This window comes from Alloalcanivorax dieselolei B5, from assembly GCF_000300005.1.
Lineage (GTDB): Bacteria > Pseudomonadota > Gammaproteobacteria > Pseudomonadales > Alcanivoracaceae > Alloalcanivorax > Alloalcanivorax dieselolei.
Genome location: NC_018691.1, coordinates 2,323,328 through 2,338,295, shown reverse-complemented (window position 1 = coordinate 2,338,295; position 14,968 = coordinate 2,323,328). Strand labels below are relative to the sequence as shown.

Annotated in this window: 20 protein-coding genes; 19 read left to right on the top strand and 1 reads right to left on the bottom strand. The window is 58.8% G+C overall.

Annotated elements, in window-relative coordinates; all coding sequences use genetic code 11:
* The first annotated feature begins 636 nt into the window (after positions 1–636).
* From B5T_RS10565 to B5T_RS10555, 3 genes are all read left to right on the top strand, one after another.
* The gene (locus B5T_RS10565; RefSeq protein ID WP_014994491.1) at positions 637–903 is read left to right on the top strand and encodes an AbrB/MazE/SpoVT family DNA-binding domain-containing protein; all 267 of its coding nucleotides are present in this window, start codon (positions 637–639) and stop codon (positions 901–903) included.
* Positions 900–1,295 (top strand): type II toxin-antitoxin system VapC family toxin, encoded by a 396-nt coding sequence (locus B5T_RS10560; protein ID WP_014994490.1) that lies wholly within the window; start codon positions 900–902, stop codon positions 1,293–1,295. The genes B5T_RS10565 and B5T_RS10560 overlap by 4 nt, the downstream gene beginning before the upstream one ends.
* Positions 1,296–1,361: 66 nt before the next feature.
* Entirely contained in the window at positions 1,362–2,231 is an 870-nt protein-coding gene (locus B5T_RS10555) for a hypothetical protein (protein ID WP_022995143.1), read from the top strand.
* Here the strand turns inward: B5T_RS10555 and B5T_RS10550 are convergent.
* A complete protein-coding gene (locus B5T_RS10550) occupies positions 2,211–2,495 on the bottom strand; it encodes a hypothetical protein (RefSeq protein ID WP_014994488.1) in 285 nt (94 codons plus the stop codon). The two genes, B5T_RS10555 and B5T_RS10550, sit on opposite strands and share 21 nt — an antisense overlap.
* Before the next feature lie 622 nt (positions 2,496–3,117).
* Here B5T_RS10550 and B5T_RS10545 point away from each other — a divergent pair.
* The 16 genes from B5T_RS10545 (at position 3,118) to B5T_RS10470 (ending at position 14,962) form a co-directional block, all read left to right on the top strand.
* Positions 3,118–3,342 (top strand): hypothetical protein, encoded by a 225-nt coding sequence (locus tag B5T_RS10545; RefSeq protein WP_022995142.1) that lies wholly within the window; start codon positions 3,118–3,120, stop codon positions 3,340–3,342.
* A 140-nt stretch (positions 3,343–3,482) separates the two neighbouring features.
* Positions 3,483–4,307: a PFL_4669 family integrating conjugative element protein gene (locus B5T_RS10540; RefSeq protein ID WP_080530908.1), complete on the top strand. Its 825-nt coding sequence runs from the start codon at positions 3,483–3,485 to the stop codon at positions 4,305–4,307.
* Between the two features lie 240 nt (positions 4,308–4,547).
* Positions 4,548–4,994, top strand: a complete 447-nt coding sequence (locus B5T_RS10535; RefSeq protein WP_014994486.1) for a hypothetical protein — start codon at positions 4,548–4,550, stop codon at positions 4,992–4,994.
* Between the two features lie 47 nt (positions 4,995–5,041).
* Complete coding sequence (locus B5T_RS10530) at positions 5,042–5,575, top strand: hypothetical protein (RefSeq protein ID WP_014994485.1); 534 nt, start codon at positions 5,042–5,044, stop codon at positions 5,573–5,575.
* Positions 5,576–6,111: 536 nt separating this feature from the next.
* A complete protein-coding gene (ssb, locus tag B5T_RS10525; RefSeq protein ID WP_014994484.1) occupies positions 6,112–6,558 on the top strand; it encodes a single-stranded DNA-binding protein in 447 nt (148 codons plus the stop codon).
* 355 nt (positions 6,559–6,913) lie between these two features.
* Positions 6,914–9,049, top strand: a complete 2,136-nt coding sequence (locus B5T_RS10520; protein WP_014994483.1) for a DNA topoisomerase III — start codon at positions 6,914–6,916, stop codon at positions 9,047–9,049.
* Positions 9,050–9,264: 215 nt separating this feature from the next.
* Entirely contained in the window at positions 9,265–9,522 is a 258-nt protein-coding gene (locus tag B5T_RS10515) for a hypothetical protein (protein ID WP_014994482.1), read from the top strand.
* Positions 9,523–9,648: 126 nt separating this feature from the next.
* Positions 9,649–9,855 carry a hypothetical protein gene (locus tag B5T_RS10510; protein WP_014994481.1) on the top strand — a complete coding sequence of 69 codons (207 nt, stop codon included), beginning with the start codon at positions 9,649–9,651 and terminating at the stop codon, positions 9,853–9,855.
* A gap of 117 nt (positions 9,856–9,972) precedes the next feature.
* On the top strand, positions 9,973–10,275 hold the full coding sequence (locus tag B5T_RS10505) for a hypothetical protein (protein ID WP_014994480.1): 303 nt from the start codon (positions 9,973–9,975) through the stop codon (positions 10,273–10,275).
* A complete protein-coding gene (locus B5T_RS10500) occupies positions 10,272–10,757 on the top strand; it encodes a DUF7673 family protein (RefSeq protein ID WP_014994479.1) in 486 nt (161 codons plus the stop codon). The genes B5T_RS10505 and B5T_RS10500 overlap by 4 nt, the downstream gene beginning before the upstream one ends.
* A gap of 144 nt (positions 10,758–10,901) precedes the next feature.
* Positions 10,902–11,213 (top strand): hypothetical protein, encoded by a 312-nt coding sequence (locus B5T_RS10495; RefSeq protein WP_014994478.1) that lies wholly within the window; start codon positions 10,902–10,904, stop codon positions 11,211–11,213.
* Between the two features lie 224 nt (positions 11,214–11,437).
* Complete coding sequence (gene pilL2 / locus B5T_RS22275) at positions 11,438–12,136, top strand: PFGI-1 class ICE element type IV pilus protein PilL2 (RefSeq protein WP_051015468.1); 699 nt, start codon at positions 11,438–11,440, stop codon at positions 12,134–12,136.
* Entirely contained in the window at positions 12,133–12,897 is a 765-nt protein-coding gene (locus tag B5T_RS10485) for a hypothetical protein (RefSeq protein ID WP_022996524.1), read from the top strand. The genes pilL2 and B5T_RS10485 overlap by 4 nt, the downstream gene beginning before the upstream one ends.
* 9 nt (positions 12,898–12,906) lie before the next feature.
* The gene (locus B5T_RS10480; protein ID WP_022996523.1) at positions 12,907–13,698 is read left to right on the top strand and encodes a TIGR03759 family integrating conjugative element protein; all 792 of its coding nucleotides are present in this window, start codon (positions 12,907–12,909) and stop codon (positions 13,696–13,698) included.
* A 4-nt stretch (positions 13,699–13,702) separates the two neighbouring features.
* Complete coding sequence (locus B5T_RS10475; RefSeq protein ID WP_014994474.1) at positions 13,703–14,401, top strand: transglycosylase SLT domain-containing protein; 699 nt, start codon at positions 13,703–13,705, stop codon at positions 14,399–14,401.
* Positions 14,402–14,962: an integrating conjugative element protein gene (locus B5T_RS10470; RefSeq protein WP_229682923.1), complete on the top strand. Its 561-nt coding sequence runs from the start codon at positions 14,402–14,404 to the stop codon at positions 14,960–14,962.
* Positions 14,963–14,968: the final 6 nt, after the last annotated feature.

The following is a 14,968-nucleotide window of genomic DNA, read 5'->3' as shown; positions in this document are numbered from 1 at the left end:
ACCCTATTGCCTTTTTGGTTCCCGCGTACCCCTTCCAGCCCGTTCATTCCTAGGATTTGGCAGCACTTCCACCTAACAGCTGTGTGTTCTTGCTGGCCAATCCAGCCCTCCTTCTCCAAACGATGAGCGCTAATCCCTAATTCTGTGGATAACACTCTGGGTATCGGTACTTAATTGTCGGGAGGGTTCTGGCTTAAATGACGGACATTAATACCCTCCTTTAAAGACTTCTCTAGGCAGCAGAGCTGCCTGGAGAAAGCCCCGCTGTCGCCCAAAGGGCTCCATCTGGGAAAAGCGCTTTTTTATGAGTCAGTGCTACGCACTGACAACACCAGCTATACAGTGTGGAGTGCCAGGTTCCGGTCCTGTCCACCGTGCTCTTATAGCATTGGGTTCTATACAACGCGGGAGGGCAAGAGATCGAGATACTCATCACCGCCAGGGCCGAGGCGCCGGCGGCCCGCCGTACCCGCCTTGATCAGGCGATCGGTGTGCCGCCTGTCATGCCGCTACGCGGCATAGGGTTCTTCCGAGTACAGAGGGATTTACAGGGTTAGGTCTGGACGGCCTTCAAGGGCCTTGAAGGTAATGCAATTCAACATTACCATTAAGGAGCATCCAGACAGGAGTTGAACCATGAGCACACTCACCGTAACCGTTAAGGGCCAAGTGACCTTTCGGAAAGAGATCCTTCAGCATCTAGGGATCAAGCCTGGCGAAAAGATCGAGCTGGACTTACTACCGGATGGGCGCGCTACGCTGCGGGCCGCTCGGCCCAAGGGCTCATTCCGAGCGCTGCGCGGCGTGCTCGAAGACAAAACCAACGGCGCCCAACTGAGCATTGAGGACATCAACGAAGTGATCGCCGATGCGGGCGCGGAAGCGGGAGTCGACGGGCAATGAAAATCACCGCTGACACCAATATTCTGCTCCGCGCCGTCGTGAATGACGATAAGGCCCAGGCTGCCCGTGCTGTTCACGTCTTGGAACAGGCCGACATGGTGGCGGTCAGCCTGCAAACCTTGTGTGAGCTGGTTTGGGTCCTGCATCGCGGCTACAAGGTGGATCGTGCGGATATCGCCGAAGCGATCCGTCTGCTCCTGAACACAAAGAACATCGTTGTTAACCGGCCAGCGGCCGAGGCGGGTCTTGCCCTGCTGGAAGTCGGCGGTGACTTCGCGGACGGCGTCATCGCCTACGATGGGGCCTGGCTCGGTGCCGACACCTTCGTCTCGTTCGACAAGAAAGCCGTCTCCCTGCTGAAAAAACAAGGACACGCCACTCGCCTGCTTTGAACACCCCAAGGCGGCACTCTATTTCAAGAACGGATCTAATCACGGCCTTCAAAAGAGGGATTGGCAATGAATGTGTTCAGCACGATCGACAACCCAACTTGGGCAATCGAGTTGACTGAAGACAATTATATTCGCAAGACAGGGCGAGACCAGAGATACGTACGTCAGAAAGGAGCACAGCGGAAAGCCAGATACGCACTGTGCCCTAAGTGTCAAGGCCCCATCATGCTTATCAACTATATTATCCCCCAAACTGAAACCGAGGTCCTTTATGGGAAACACGTACAATATAACGTGGAGGGGCTGGCAAACTACTCCCAGCACGCATACGAAAATTGTCCCCTGAAAAACCCACTGAGGATTGATAAGGGCAAAAGGAGAGCCCCTGGATCGGCTGGCGCCCGCCATCTCCTTGAATTTATAAAGCAGCACCTGGACATCATCTTCTCCACTATGGAGGAATGTACAGGAATTCGCTTCAATAAAACGGCCCGTCAACATATTGTTCGCAATTTTGCGGCCGATAAGGCCTGGGAGTACGAGTCCGTCAGCACGAACAACACTCCCTACGCCTTTCTGTATTTTAGCGAGGCTATTGACTTGTATGGATGCCGCTTAGTTACGAAAAGCAAACTGAATCAGGAGATTCGCCAATGCATCGACAATAGCACGGACTTCAGGATCAACATTGAGCGTTATAGCTCAATAACAAGGTCCAGAAACTCTGGAAAGTCATTGCGCCTTTTTTTCAGCAATCATACGGTTTCGGGAAGCGAGGAGAACATCAAAATGCACATAGTCGAAAGAGATCCCTCTCAAGGCCATGATTTCTATACAACCTTACTTGAGAAGAAAGTGAGCTTTGACCAAGCAAAGTTCATCAATACCTGCGGTAAGAGATCACAGATACAGGAGCTAGCCGCCCAATATCTTTGACCAAATCTCTTTGGAGAAATGCGCCTGAGCTACCTGGCCGATTTCTTCTGCTGAAATCGGATCGGCTTCGAGTTCCTCCAAACGAACAGCGTACTCTTCCCCGTCCACGTCGTACAAATACATTTGGCCCACATAGGTCACCACCGTTTCCGCATTGATCTTCTGTTCTAAGGAGGCGTGTAGAGCCTGCATCGGCCGTGTCTGCTCCATAAGCGCCAACAAAGTCGTGATGGTCTTTGCGATGGCCTGTTGACGATGATTCATGGCACCCTCCTACTTCACAACCAAAGCACCTCCAAAAAATGAGATGGCGCTGCGTCGTCATATCGAGTCATGGCTTAAGCGTCCTATCATCGTTGGCCTTCTGATCGCGACAGGCAAATGGAAAACACCACACCGCGTCTCTCCTATTTTAGGTAGCCCATCACGTCACACTGGTTAAGGTCCTCGCTGACAACACATTTCGGAGGGAGGGCTCTTGTGATGAAACTTAAAAAACGGTCACATCGGATACTCAGTGACCGACCCGCGTGTTTCAGGCGGGCATTGGCGGGATCGGAGACACGAGGGCTTTTGCTGATTGGCCTCCTCATTGGGTTTGTGGGATGGATGTCCAGCGTATCTGGGATCATCGAATCCGGCGCTTTGCTCAGCGACGGCATCTGGGCCATGTATACCAATCCCTTCGTGATCTTAAGCGGCTATCCCAAGAGTCTGAGTCGCCGAACGATCCTGTCTATGTGTGTGAGTTCCCGACACTCTGTTCGATCTTTCGGTTTGTGCAGATCGCCTGTGATACGTTCCACTGTGACCATATCGAGTGCCGCACCTGTCCCCTGAATGCACAGTCGTCGGACTGGTTTTCTTAAGAATGAGCACCAGAGAGATGACTCTGGACACGACCTTATCAATCACCATTGCCATGTCCATGATGCTCGCACTTGTCATCACCAAGGCCGCTGTCTCGGGTTGGTGGCGAGCCCCTGAGACATGGATTGTAGGCTTGCCGGTCATCGCCGGGATCCTATGCCAAGTGATCTGGCCCAACGTGTTCTCCCTTTTCGCCGCGATCATCATTCTCATCGTACTGTTCGGAAAAGGTAGAACATAACCGGTTAGAGCAAACATGGACGTCAATCGCCCGGCACGGAAAATAGAATCGATCAGAGCGCCGATTATCGGCGTCTTTCCTTCTATCGAATCTTTACAGTGGCGTCTGACAACACTGTGATAGACCGAGTGAGCGACGCCATGGCCGATAATCCCACGTCCAACGACACCTCTCATACCTCCCCTACCTCAAGCCCTTCCTCTGGCGGTAGCCCCATCGAACCCGGGCGACTGACCAACAGCGTCCGTATGACCATTCAGACTCGGGTGGCGCAGCGGTTGATTCACGGCCGACGCGCGGATCCTGTCAGTGGCACGCCCGCCATCGTTGGCCTGTACCGCTACGCCGCTATGACACGACAGTTATGGACCGCTGCAGGAAACGATGACCCCTATGCCGACTGGTGGCTGCTCCGTGTGGAGCAGGAAACTGATGCCGTGCGTGAGCAGATCCAGAGGTTGCGCCAGCATATCGATCGGTTCCTGGAGGGGGCGCCCGCCATGGATATCACCCTTGCCCATTCCCTGGAGCCGGCCGTCGTCGAACTGACGTTCGGAACGCCGTATGCCTACCAAGGCGCCTATCTTCTCGCTGATCTGGACGAGCTGGTGCTGGCCATCATGACGGGCCGCTTCGTCGGGCTACTGGATCGCGAGACCTTCGAGCGCCACCTGGAGGAGTCGGGCCGGGGTGTCCGACGGTTGTTTGCCACCATTCAGGGGTACCGGCATTTGGCCGTCACCCGAGATGATGTGCGCCAGGCCACACAGAAAGGTCAGCGTGCCATCGAATTGATGGGCGAGCTGCCTGATGAGATTCTCAGCGGCGAGCTGCGGGCGGCCCATGCGCCGCCTCTGCGGGTCCAGACCGATCACCCTGAGACTGCGCCAGAGAACGCCGACCCTGAAGATAAAGACACTGCGGCCGCTGCGGCAGAAAAGCCGGACGGCAGTGAGCAGGATTGATTGGAACAGCCGTTGTGTGTCATGGCGGCGGACAGAGCCATCGGCTGGCCTCCTTCCGGTGATTACACTGTAATCACTTCGGCGGCGGACAGAGCCATCGGCTGGCGCAGTTACCCACTGTTATCTGACAACACACCCTCGGATACTTCTGACAACGCAGGTCCCCCATTTTCTGACAAACTCCCCTTTAAAGGGTTTAACCCTTTAAGGGTAAGAGGGCTGACAAGGCATCTATCGATTATGACGGCATACCGCGTTCATCAGGTCCGGGCTCGATTGGCAGAGCTGGAGCAGCAGATCGCCCGGGCGGAGCAGGACGGCAAAAATCTGTGCCAAGCGTTTCGGCAGCGGTTTCCCCGGTCTCCCTTCTACCTGGTGCGATACCCCAATCGCACTATGACGTTGTACCGGTGGCGCCGGTCCAGTCATCGGCACTGGCGCGGCCAGGACATTCCCGCCGGGCTCAATCATCCGGTCAACCTCGCCAGCGAAGGCGGTGCACTCCTGCTACGGCTCCTGCCCGAATCCGCCCGTCCCCACTATCTGAAGTTCGAGCGCCAACGATTGGATCTCAACCTGACGTTGTCACTGCGCCATTACGAGCGCCAGCGGTTGCAGGACTGGCTCGCCAACGTCAGTGCCATTGGCGCGATGAGTAAACAGGGTAAAGAGCGCGGATATGGATAGTGCGCCATCAATTCACTTTTTTGTTCCACGTGACACACAGGTGATACATGACCTTTTCAGCCAGACAGCAGCTTTGCCTTATGACTCTTTTGATTTCATCGGTTCTGCTATCGGGGTGCAGCGATCCACCGCACTTCGAGGGTCAATACATCGGTACCCTGGGCGATCAGTGCATGCCCGGCAGTGGCTTGCCCGCGGCGCTGGATATGCACTTGGACATCCGCGTCGATGACCCCGAAAAGCGTAACCCGTCCTACGTTGCTCGCTTGCGCTCCAACGCCTTTGGCGAGTTTCCCGTTTCCGCGCCGGGTAAGCTCGATGGTGACCAGCTCGTGTTCGAGTTTGATAAAGACGAAGCGCACGGCTGGACTGGGTATCAACCTCAGTTGCTCGTGGTGATGACGTTGGAACCGCATGCTGGGAAGGAAGGTCATCTATGGATGAAAGCGTTCAGCTTAACCGCCCTGGACGGTCGCACCGAGTCCGCCAACATTGAGACCCTGACGCTGGAAGACCTGACCGAACGCGCATCGGCCAACATCCTGGGGGAACGCGGTCTGTGTCTGGCACCCGCCTCTTAATCGGGACGGGATGTCAGAGCAACACGGGAGTGTCACGGTGGGTGGGTCAGGCGCCCCGTCGTAGAATCAGATAGAGCCAGCATGTTCGAGACGCCAGGGACAGCACGATTCAGGGAACACCAGCCTCACACCGGACCTGTCATCGTCCGCGCCAACGTATCCCACCACGGGCCACCCACCGTGACACCAGCCATTCTGTCGACAACACCAAGTGTGTCAAGACGACTTCTGTCACGGTCATCCCCAACCGGTGCGAAGCCGCACCGCGGTTCCATCGGGCCGTGCCTGCAACTCCAAGAACGGGGCTTGGCAGTGTCGCATTCCCGAAACCAAACGCCGGCGGCGGAAAGCGCATCGCCAGACCGAAGCCCCCTCCTGGGGTTCGTGAGCGATTGCTCTGGGATATCTCAATGAAAATTCCACTGACTGCGGTGCGGTTTACGCATTGAGCGTCACGGCCCTTTCTTCCAGTCTGATCGTCAACGCGCCGTCAACACGGCCACCCTGTTCAACCGCTCATCACTGGGGAAATCGGTATGGCACTCAGGATCACCGGCTCAGGCAATCTCGGTTCCGCCCCGGAACTGCGTACCGTCGAAGTCAACGGCGAGGACCGTAAGGTCGCCAGTATGCGCGTCTTCTTCGATCACTCCGTTCCCGATGGCAACGGTGGTTTTGTGGACAAAGGCGGCTGCTGGCTAACCATATCCGTTTGGGACAACCGGGCTGAACACGTGGCTCGCGTTCTGCGTAAGGGTATGCGCGTTCGCGTGGAGGGGACACTACTGGAGCGGCCATGGGAAAAAGACGGCGAGGCGATGACGTCTCAGGAAGTCAACGCACGTAATGTGACGCTTGAACTCGCCCGCCTGGAAAGCGTCACGCTACGGCCGAAAGCCTCCGCAGGACAAGGCGCGCCGGCGGAGCGTGAGCACGAGAATCCCCAATCCTCTTTTGATGACACGGGTACCGAGGCGTTCTGACCCTTTTGATGTCTTTGGCGTCTTGGGCGTCTCCCGGTATCCACCGAGCACTATCCCCCAGCCAGCGGTGGGGTAAAACCGGCCCAGCATTCGGGGGCGTACTGGCAGGCAGAGCAGGCACCCGCACCTCGGGTGGGTTTCAGATTCCTTTAATCGGATCTGGACTCGCCCAAACGCAGAGCACAGGGGCTGTGATCTGCCAGGGGAGACCGCCTCCGGGCTCCCCTCTTTCTTCATGATGGTCTCGATTGCAACGATTAACCCTTCGGCACCGGCCTCCCTCCCCCCCCAACATGGCCGGTGTCTTTTTTTACCGGGGTATCCATTTTTATTTTTCGCTGTTTAGGAGAGTCGCATGACCACGATCTATCTCTGCGAAAAGCCTTCACAAGGTCAGGACATCGCTCGGGTGCTTGGCGCCACCCGCAAGGGCAATGGCTGCCGAAGCACCCAGTCGGAAGAAGTGGTCGTGACCTGGTGTTTTGGCCATCTTTTGGAGATGCCGCCGCCGGAGGCCTATGACCCGGCCTTGAAATCCTGGGCCCTGGACACGTTACCCATCATTCCAGAGCAATGGCGCCTGGTGGTGAAGCCCAGTGCCCAACGCCAGTTCACCGTCATAAAAAAGTGGCTGGGGAGCGCTTCGCGCCTGGTGATCGCCACCGACGCGGATCGTGAAGGCGAAGTGATCGCCCGGGAAGTGATGGCGCTGTGTGGCTACCGAGGCCCCGTGCAGCGCTTGTGGTTGTCCGCACTGAACGACGCCAGCATCCGCAAAGCGCTATCTCAATTGCGAGATGGAAAGCAGACGTACCCGTTGTATCTGGCCGGGATGGCCCGCGCCCGGGCTGATTGGCTGGTGGGCATGAACCTGACCCGAGCCTACACTGTCCTCGGACGAAACGCCGGTTACCAGGGTGTGTTGTCCGTGGGTCGGGTCCAGACACCGACGCTACGGTTGGTGGTCGATCGGGACCGAGCCATTGAGGCGTTCAAGCCCTCTCCCTATTGGACGATCACCAGCACTTTGTCGGCGCAGGGTGCCGCGGCACCGGCATTTCGAGCCCATTGGCAACCAGCGGCAGAGCACTGCGACAGCCAGGGCCGCTGCATCAATGAGACCGTGGCCCGCACCGTGGCGCAGCAGTGTTCTGTTACGGGTGCACAGGCTCACGTCACGGATAGCAAGAAGGAACGCAAGGCGGCACCGCCGCCGCTGCCCTTCGATCTGAACAGCCTGCAGCAGGAAGCCGGGAAGCGGTTTGATCTGTCGGGCAATCAGGTGTTGGAGGCGGCTCAAGCGCTGTATGAGACCCATAAAATAACGAGCTATCCGCGAACCGAGTGCCGGCATCTGCCCACTAGCATGCACGGCGAGGCGCCTGATGTGCTGCGCGCGGTCCTTGCCATGGAACCGGAGCTGACCTCGATACAGTCGATGCTGGATATGAGCCGGCGGACCAAAACCTGGAACGACACCGAGGTGGAAAAAGCCTCGCACCACGGCATTATTCCCACTGCCGAATCCGCCGACTTGACCCGTCTCTCCACAACGGAGCGGCAGGTGTATGGCCTTATTCGACGGCATTATCTGATCCAGTTCCTCCCGGACCATCAGTACGATGCGACAACGCTGACCCTGTCTGTTCAAGGCCATCCTTTCCTGGCCAAAGGAAAGGCCACCGTCGAGCCGGGTTGGACCCGGTTGTTTCCCTCCTCAAAATCGACGCCGCAGGACGGCGACGATCAACAAGACGGCAGTGGCGACCAGGGGACGGTCCCCGCGCTACCGGAAGGCACGTCCTGCGCCATCCAGTCCGTGGACTGTGATCGAAAGATGACCACACCGCCGGCCCGTTACACCGACGGCACTCTGATCGCCGCCATGAAGAACATCGCCAAGATGGTGACCGATCCCAAGCTGCGTGCGGTGCTGCGTGACACTGCGGGACTCGGCACCGGCGCCACCCGGGCCAACATCATTGCGACCCTGAAAAAGCGGGGTTTCATCGAAAAAAAACGGGGTCATCTGGTGTCCACCGAGCAGGGGCGTCAGCTGATCGATGCGTTGCCCAGTGCCATCACCAACCCCGATACCACCGCCGCCTGGGAGCAGGCCCTGGAAGACATCGCCACCGGTACCGGCACACTGGACGAGTTCATGCGCCGTCAATTGGACTGGCTCAACACCGTGGTGACGCACGCCAAGGGGCAAACCCTGTCCGCCCTGGCAGCCACCGTGAAGGACAACGCACTGCCCTGCCAGTGTGGTGGGTCTGCCACCGAGACCGCCAAGAGCTGGCGCTGCAACGCCTGCGGTAACACGGTCTGGAAGACCACGTTCGGAAAAAAGCTGACGGTCAACCAGGCCGCCGGACTCCTGGCCGGCAAGACCGTGCATCTTATAGGGCTGACCTCAAAGAAAACGGGGAAGAAGTACGATGCGAAGGCGACACTGACGGACGGGAAAGTACAGCTGAGTTTCGATTGAAGGTGTTCCATGAGGAACACGGTCAGCCCTTCTTGACGAACCCGCCTGACTTTGCTGAGATTAACGGGCAAAACCTTGCTGCAGGTTCATGCAGCGCCCTTCAAGCCCCACCCGGATCGTGCAATGGGGCGGCCTTTTGGCTTCGATCCTGCTTTTACTACCCATCCGGGGACCTATCCCTGGATAGCGTTCCCTGAGCTTATTGGAGGAACGCCATGAACGCCAAGGCGCCTTTCGCGCTGTATGAGGCATTACGTAACGTCAACGTCGAGCCCGATAAGGCCAAGGCCGTTGTCGAAGCGCTGGAGACTGATATGGAAACCCATCTGGCGACCAAGCAAGACATTACTCTGGTTACAAAGGAGATTGCTTTGGTCGAAAGCCGGATCCTGAGCCGCATGTATCAAGCCATGCTGGTTCAAGGGTTCACCATCATCGGTGCCATCATCGCCGTCCTGAAAATTTTCGGCTGATTTGCCGCCTCTTTTCACCGTTTCATTTCCAGCCTTTACCCCTACCCCGACCGGGAATCACCTTCCCGTCAGGGGCACATCTGTGTGGTGTTTCTCGGTGTCTTTTAACCGTATAGGAGAAAGACCATGCAACAGACTGGATATCTCGCCGTGAAGTACTGCGGCCTGTCCTTACCCCTCCGCGTTCTGAGCAGTGGCGCCGGGTACTACATCGGCACCGGCAGCGACGAACTCGGTCCCGTCTCACGGGAATCGGAAGAATACTTTCCGAACCAGAGCGCCGCTGACGCTGCGCTCGCAACGGGTAACTGGACGCAAAAACACACGCCGTAATTCGGCCCAAATCACACCCTCACCCTCGACGGGGCATCACCGCTCCCGTCAGGGACGTCACCAGCTGGTGACGTGGTGGTTCTCCGTCCTCGATCCCTATCGTTAAGGAGAACGACCATGTCCCATCTCGATCTACAACACCGCGTGAATCGCGGCACCTTCTATGCCCGCTCCGCGGTTGATCATTTTACTCGCTGGAAAGCCACGGGCAGCCCCGCCGCACAGATCCACGCGCGGCACTGTGCCTATATGGCGGGTCGCTTTCGTCTGGTGCTGCCCAGCGATCTCGGCCGTATCGCGGATCTGCGACAGCAGTTTTGTCGCGGGTTTCTTGATTCGATTCGGTCGGACTACGACCAGCAACTGATGCACTCTGATGCCTACGCGCTCACGCGGTCCACTTCCATGGAGGTTCTATGAACATCTATCATTCCACCTGCCCGTCTTGTGGTAATGAGGCGGACCACCTGATGGACGGCAACGCCATCGCGGTGCGTTGTGTGCACTGCGGTTACTGGGCTGGCGAATTGTCGGAGGTTCAAGAGCGGCGTTTGAAACGGCACCAGGATCGGCGAATGGGCTCAGGCAATGGTGAGACTCATTCGATTCTCAGTCCCGAGGAATACTGGGCGTTGACCTACCTGATCCGGCTCGCCAAATCCGACACCGGACAGAGCGCCAGGGTCGCCAACTTTTTATTGAGTTGGTGGAACAGCGCCTCCTGTGGGGCGTTTGCCCTCACCGACCTGTGGGGACTGGATGACGAAATCACCCAGGCCATGCAGGTGGTCATTCGGTTCTTGTGCCAACGGCAGGTCTATCCGGACACGCTCGGCTTCAAGGACGACTTCCAGGCTATCATCCAGCAATGGCGCCCTCATTTGCTTGAGGAGGAAGCCTGACCTTCATCAACCTTCACACATCGGGGCGCTAGTCGCCTCGTTCTTCCTGCGGGGAAACACCTTCCCCAATGGGACGCGTCTCGTTCTACGAGTGCATGGTGTTTCTCCGTTCTTCATCAACATAGTCAACACAGGAGAACCACCATGTCTGATTCCATTCACGCCACAGTCCCAGAGACCATCGCGGCAAACGTTCAACACCTGGCCAACAGCGCGCAACGCGGTTGTGGCTGTTCTTATGAAATCTACCAAGACACGTTCTCTCAACGTGTGGATGCACTGCTGGCAACGACGGAGGATTCGACAGCGAAAGCCGCGATTCTCAACGTCGCCAGAGAGTTCGATTACGTCACCCGGGCGGAGCTGGAGGCCATGCGGGAGGACTGGATGGACGATGGGTCCTGCCGTCATGGGTTCGATCCGGAGTGCTGTCCCCTTGGGTGCGGCGATCTCTGATACGTCCCGTGCATTCCCCATTTCACTTTCCCCCAGGGCGCCCATGGCGCCCTCTTTTATTTCCGTCATTGCCATCGTTATCCCCGTTCCTGTTTCCGGCATCGATCGCAGAGAACAGGACGGCCTCGTAAATTGCCACGGCGAGCCCACGGATTAGGCGTTGTTCGCCCCGGCCCGCTTCGGCACCGTTTCAGGCGTTGACTCGTCACACGCCTGGACCGTCCATGAACCGATCCCTTCTTTCGATTGTTTCAGTACTCAACCTGCCTCTCGCCCTACTGCTGGGGGCCTGCTCCGCGATACCCCCGGATCACCCAGCGTCCGCGTCGGCCGACACACCGACTCCTCCGGCATCGTCCCAGGCCCACGCGGCCAATGGCCTGACGGATGCCTCTCCCGATCTGTACATAATGGAAAAAGTCTCAGACGCACCCCAGGTAGTCCGCACCGGACGCTACCAGCTATGGGAACTGGGCACGTCCTCCGGTCAGCAACAGCTGATCAACCAGGTCGTTCGCGTTGCCATCCCCAGCACGCTGTCGGTCACGGTCACGGTGAAGGACGCCCTCATGCACCTGCTGGCGGGAACGGGGTATCACCTGTGTGATGGAGTGCCTCCGGATTTGGCGAATCAGCCCTTGCCGCTCACACACCGGAATCTGGGCCCCGCCTCATTGCAAGAGGCGCTGCAGGTCCTGGCTGGGCCGGCCTGGGTACTCCAACAGGATCCACGACGCCGGGAAGTGTGTTTTCGTGCCCGGGTCCCGGCCCACGTTGGCACGATCGAAATAGCCGCCCCAACCCGCCCAACTGATACAACGGCTGCACACCTCAATGCTGAGGAATCGGCGGCAACGCAAGCCCACCAAGCGCGTATGAAGGCCAACGTGAAATCCGGTTCAGAAAAGCAGGAGAGTGAATGATGCGGTTTCCATCGCTTCCAGCCAATGCCGCGTTGATCTTAGTGGCGGTCCTTATCACCGGTTGTGGCGGTTCTGACGACATCGACGCTTCGCCCGCCACTGGAGATTCGGCCAGCGTAGACGGAGCTCTGCCCGTGGGGCCGGCGCCGTCCACCGATCTGGATAGCGTCGAAGAGATCGGTATTGGCATGGGCGACGTTAATCCGACCACCGCGCCCGTCGTATCCGATGGTGACGCCGCCCCCGCAGACACCCCTACTACCGCCGTTTCAAGTCGGCTGAGCGCGTTGGAGGAGCAACAGGGCGATCTGTTCGAGGAGTTTCAGTACAAGACCCAGGATCTGAATGACGCCATGGCGGCGCACATCGCAGAGGTAGCGGCATCAATGGCCGCGCTTACGGCGCGGATGGAAAAAGCGGAGGCCCGCATCAACGAGGCCAATGAACACCTGGAGACGCTGGAGAAAAAAGTCACCACCGTGGCCACCCAAAGAGCACGCACCGCCTCCTCTCGCGCCGCAGCCCGACGGGATCGGCCTACCGCACCGTTTCTGCTGACCGGCGTGGAATCGCGGGGCGGCATTGACTATATCGGCGTCACCCCTCGTTCCGCCACCGGCCTGGCCGACATCCGCTTTATGGCCATTGGGGACCAGTACCAGGGCTGGACCCTCAGTGGTATTTCAGAGCGATTTGCCACGTTTAAGGTACGTCGGGAGACCGTCACTGTCCCGTTTTCCTCTTCTGATCCCGCGCCGTAGGTCACCGCCATGATCCGGTCTGTCCCGTTCTCGTTGTTGGCTTCAATGTTCCTGATTTTTCCGGTGGCGCTCACCACCCCTGCCCCAGTGTTCGCCGCCACGGACGGCGCGAACGGGGCCCCTTCTTCCAACCCGCAAAACACCCTGCGCCAGTCAACGGACCGCTCCGAGACGCAGCACCAGTTCACCCAAGAGAGAAAAGCCCAAATCTGGGGGCTCTCTCAAACGGAATGGAACCGTTACGAAACTCTGATGCAAGGTATGCACGGCTACCGTTCTCAACAGCTGGATCCATTGACGTTGCTGGGCATTGAGGCACGGACCGACGAAGAGCGGCAACGCTATGCCGGGCAGCTTGCCCGAATCGAACACGACCGGGTCGAACGTCTACTGGCCTTCCAACGCGCTTATGACGACGCCTTTGCCCGGCTGTACCCCAATGAGCAGGCCATCGCTGACGATACCTCGCTCAGAAGGACCGCTGAGACGGATACGCTCGCCCAGACCCTCTTACAGAATGGGCAGCGGCCGCGTGTCTTCACGGCTCTTGAGCGCTGCGCCGCGTGCGATCGGACCGTGCGTCGGCTGGTAAGCCAGGTCACCTCCGGCGCGTTGGCGGCGCTGGACATCTATGTCGTTGGCGCAAGCAGTGATGATGCCATCCGCGATTGGGCCCAGTCTTTGTCGATTCCCGCGGACCGGGTGCGCCGCAGGGACATCACCCTCAATCACGCGCCGGATGGAATCGGTCGGAGCGATTTGCCCCGGGTGCTGGGCACCACCAGTGGCGTGGGGGAGTAATGGCATGCGGGCTTGGTTCCGGTTTTTCCATTATGTCCTTCATGTGCTTGCTCCTCTGGTGGTGATGGCCCCGCTCTGCGCCGTGGCCAATGACATGGCCGGCTCCGATGACGGCAAGGCCGTGCCGCCGGCGTATACCGCCGCGGCTCTGCGCCATGCGGTGCCTCCCGTGGTGCTGTACGCCCTCGCCCACACCGAATCCGGTACCGCACTCAACGTGGGTAAACGGCCCTGGCCCTGGACACTGAACATCGCGGGCCAGGGCTACCGTTACCCCAACCGAACCCAGGCCTGCCAAGCGCTGAATCAAGCCTTAAAAACAACGCGGGTGATCGATGTGGGGCTGGGACAGCTCAATATTCGCTGGAATCCGGCGCTGTTCGGTAGCAAGGGGCGGTTTGCCGATCCCTGCGACGCCCTGGATCCCTACGACAATCTGGACGCCACCGCCGCCCTGCTGCGTCAGCGCTTTGACCAGGGTGGCCAGGGCCACAACGGCGGCTGGGGCGGTGCCGCCGGGCGCTATCACCGCCCTGCCGGTGGCGCACCAGCGCAGCGCTACCGCCGCGCGTTCCGGGCCGAAATGAAGGCGCTGAACAGCGCCACCGTCTTCCTGGTTCACCAGGGCGGACAAGGCGACACGACGGCTGAAAGAGCAGCACCACCAGGACACCCCACTTACACCAACGAGTTTTCCTTTTAATTGATTGCAAGGCTGCGCCCCATGTTGATCCGCCCGCTCATCACGCTGCTCACCCTTATCATGACCGCCACCGCCGTACACGCACAGGTGAAGTCACCGCTCACCGTGGTTGCCGACGACGGCGGGCAGCCCGCTCGGCCCTATTACGTGGCCATCGGGGCGGCACAGGTGAATGAAGAAGACGGCTTTGTCGCGGCAACGCCGGACATTGTGCTGAATCGGGCTGCCACCGAGGCGGACATGTTGCCCGTGGTGTCCGAACGGTTGAGTGTCGGGCCGGTAGCGCCTCGCGCGCTCGATCTCCCTCCCAGTACCACTCCTTTTTTCCTGATTGGCACGGATCCGGACTCCATGCGCTGGCTCACGCAACGCCGTGAGCGGCTGGTTGAACTGCGGGCCGTGGGGATGGTGGTGAACGTGGCGACCGCTGAGGATCTCGCCGCGCTGCGCGAACAGGCACCGGATTTGGAGCTGCGTCCCATCCCTGGGGACGATCTGGCAGCGCGGCTGGGCCTCACCCACTACCCGGTGCTGGTCACCCCCACCCGACTGGAACAGTGACCGGAG

Bases quoted from the DNA above. Each gene is read 5' to 3' on its own strand.
- B5T_RS10565 (WP_014994491.1), top strand. From the start codon at position 637: ATGAGCACACTCACCGTAACCGTTAAGGGCCAAGTGACCTTTCGGAAA.
- B5T_RS10560 (WP_014994490.1), top strand. From the start codon at position 900: ATGAAAATCACCGCTGACACCAATATTCTGCTCCGCGCCGTCGTGAAT.
- B5T_RS10555 (WP_022995143.1), top strand. From the start codon at position 1,362: ATGAATGTGTTCAGCACGATCGACAACCCAACTTGGGCAATCGAGTTG.
- B5T_RS10550 (WP_014994488.1), bottom strand. From the start codon at position 2,495: ATGAATCATCGTCAACAGGCCATCGCAAAGACCATCACGACTTTGTTG.
- B5T_RS10545 (WP_022995142.1), top strand. From the start codon at position 3,118: ATGACTCTGGACACGACCTTATCAATCACCATTGCCATGTCCATGATG.
- B5T_RS10540 (WP_080530908.1), top strand. From the start codon at position 3,483: ATGGCCGATAATCCCACGTCCAACGACACCTCTCATACCTCCCCTACC.
- B5T_RS10535 (WP_014994486.1), top strand. From the start codon at position 4,548: ATGACGGCATACCGCGTTCATCAGGTCCGGGCTCGATTGGCAGAGCTG.
- B5T_RS10530 (WP_014994485.1), top strand. From the start codon at position 5,042: ATGACCTTTTCAGCCAGACAGCAGCTTTGCCTTATGACTCTTTTGATT.
- ssb (WP_014994484.1), top strand. From the start codon at position 6,112: ATGGCACTCAGGATCACCGGCTCAGGCAATCTCGGTTCCGCCCCGGAA.
- B5T_RS10520 (WP_014994483.1), top strand. From the start codon at position 6,914: ATGACCACGATCTATCTCTGCGAAAAGCCTTCACAAGGTCAGGACATC.
- B5T_RS10515 (WP_014994482.1), top strand. From the start codon at position 9,265: ATGAACGCCAAGGCGCCTTTCGCGCTGTATGAGGCATTACGTAACGTC.
- B5T_RS10510 (WP_014994481.1), top strand. From the start codon at position 9,649: ATGCAACAGACTGGATATCTCGCCGTGAAGTACTGCGGCCTGTCCTTA.
- B5T_RS10505 (WP_014994480.1), top strand. From the start codon at position 9,973: ATGTCCCATCTCGATCTACAACACCGCGTGAATCGCGGCACCTTCTAT.
- B5T_RS10500 (WP_014994479.1), top strand. From the start codon at position 10,272: ATGAACATCTATCATTCCACCTGCCCGTCTTGTGGTAATGAGGCGGAC.
- B5T_RS10495 (WP_014994478.1), top strand. From the start codon at position 10,902: ATGTCTGATTCCATTCACGCCACAGTCCCAGAGACCATCGCGGCAAAC.
- pilL2 (WP_051015468.1), top strand. From the start codon at position 11,438: ATGAACCGATCCCTTCTTTCGATTGTTTCAGTACTCAACCTGCCTCTC.
- B5T_RS10485 (WP_022996524.1), top strand. From the start codon at position 12,133: ATGATGCGGTTTCCATCGCTTCCAGCCAATGCCGCGTTGATCTTAGTG.
- B5T_RS10480 (WP_022996523.1), top strand. From the start codon at position 12,907: ATGATCCGGTCTGTCCCGTTCTCGTTGTTGGCTTCAATGTTCCTGATT.
- B5T_RS10475 (WP_014994474.1), top strand. From the start codon at position 13,703: ATGCGGGCTTGGTTCCGGTTTTTCCATTATGTCCTTCATGTGCTTGCT.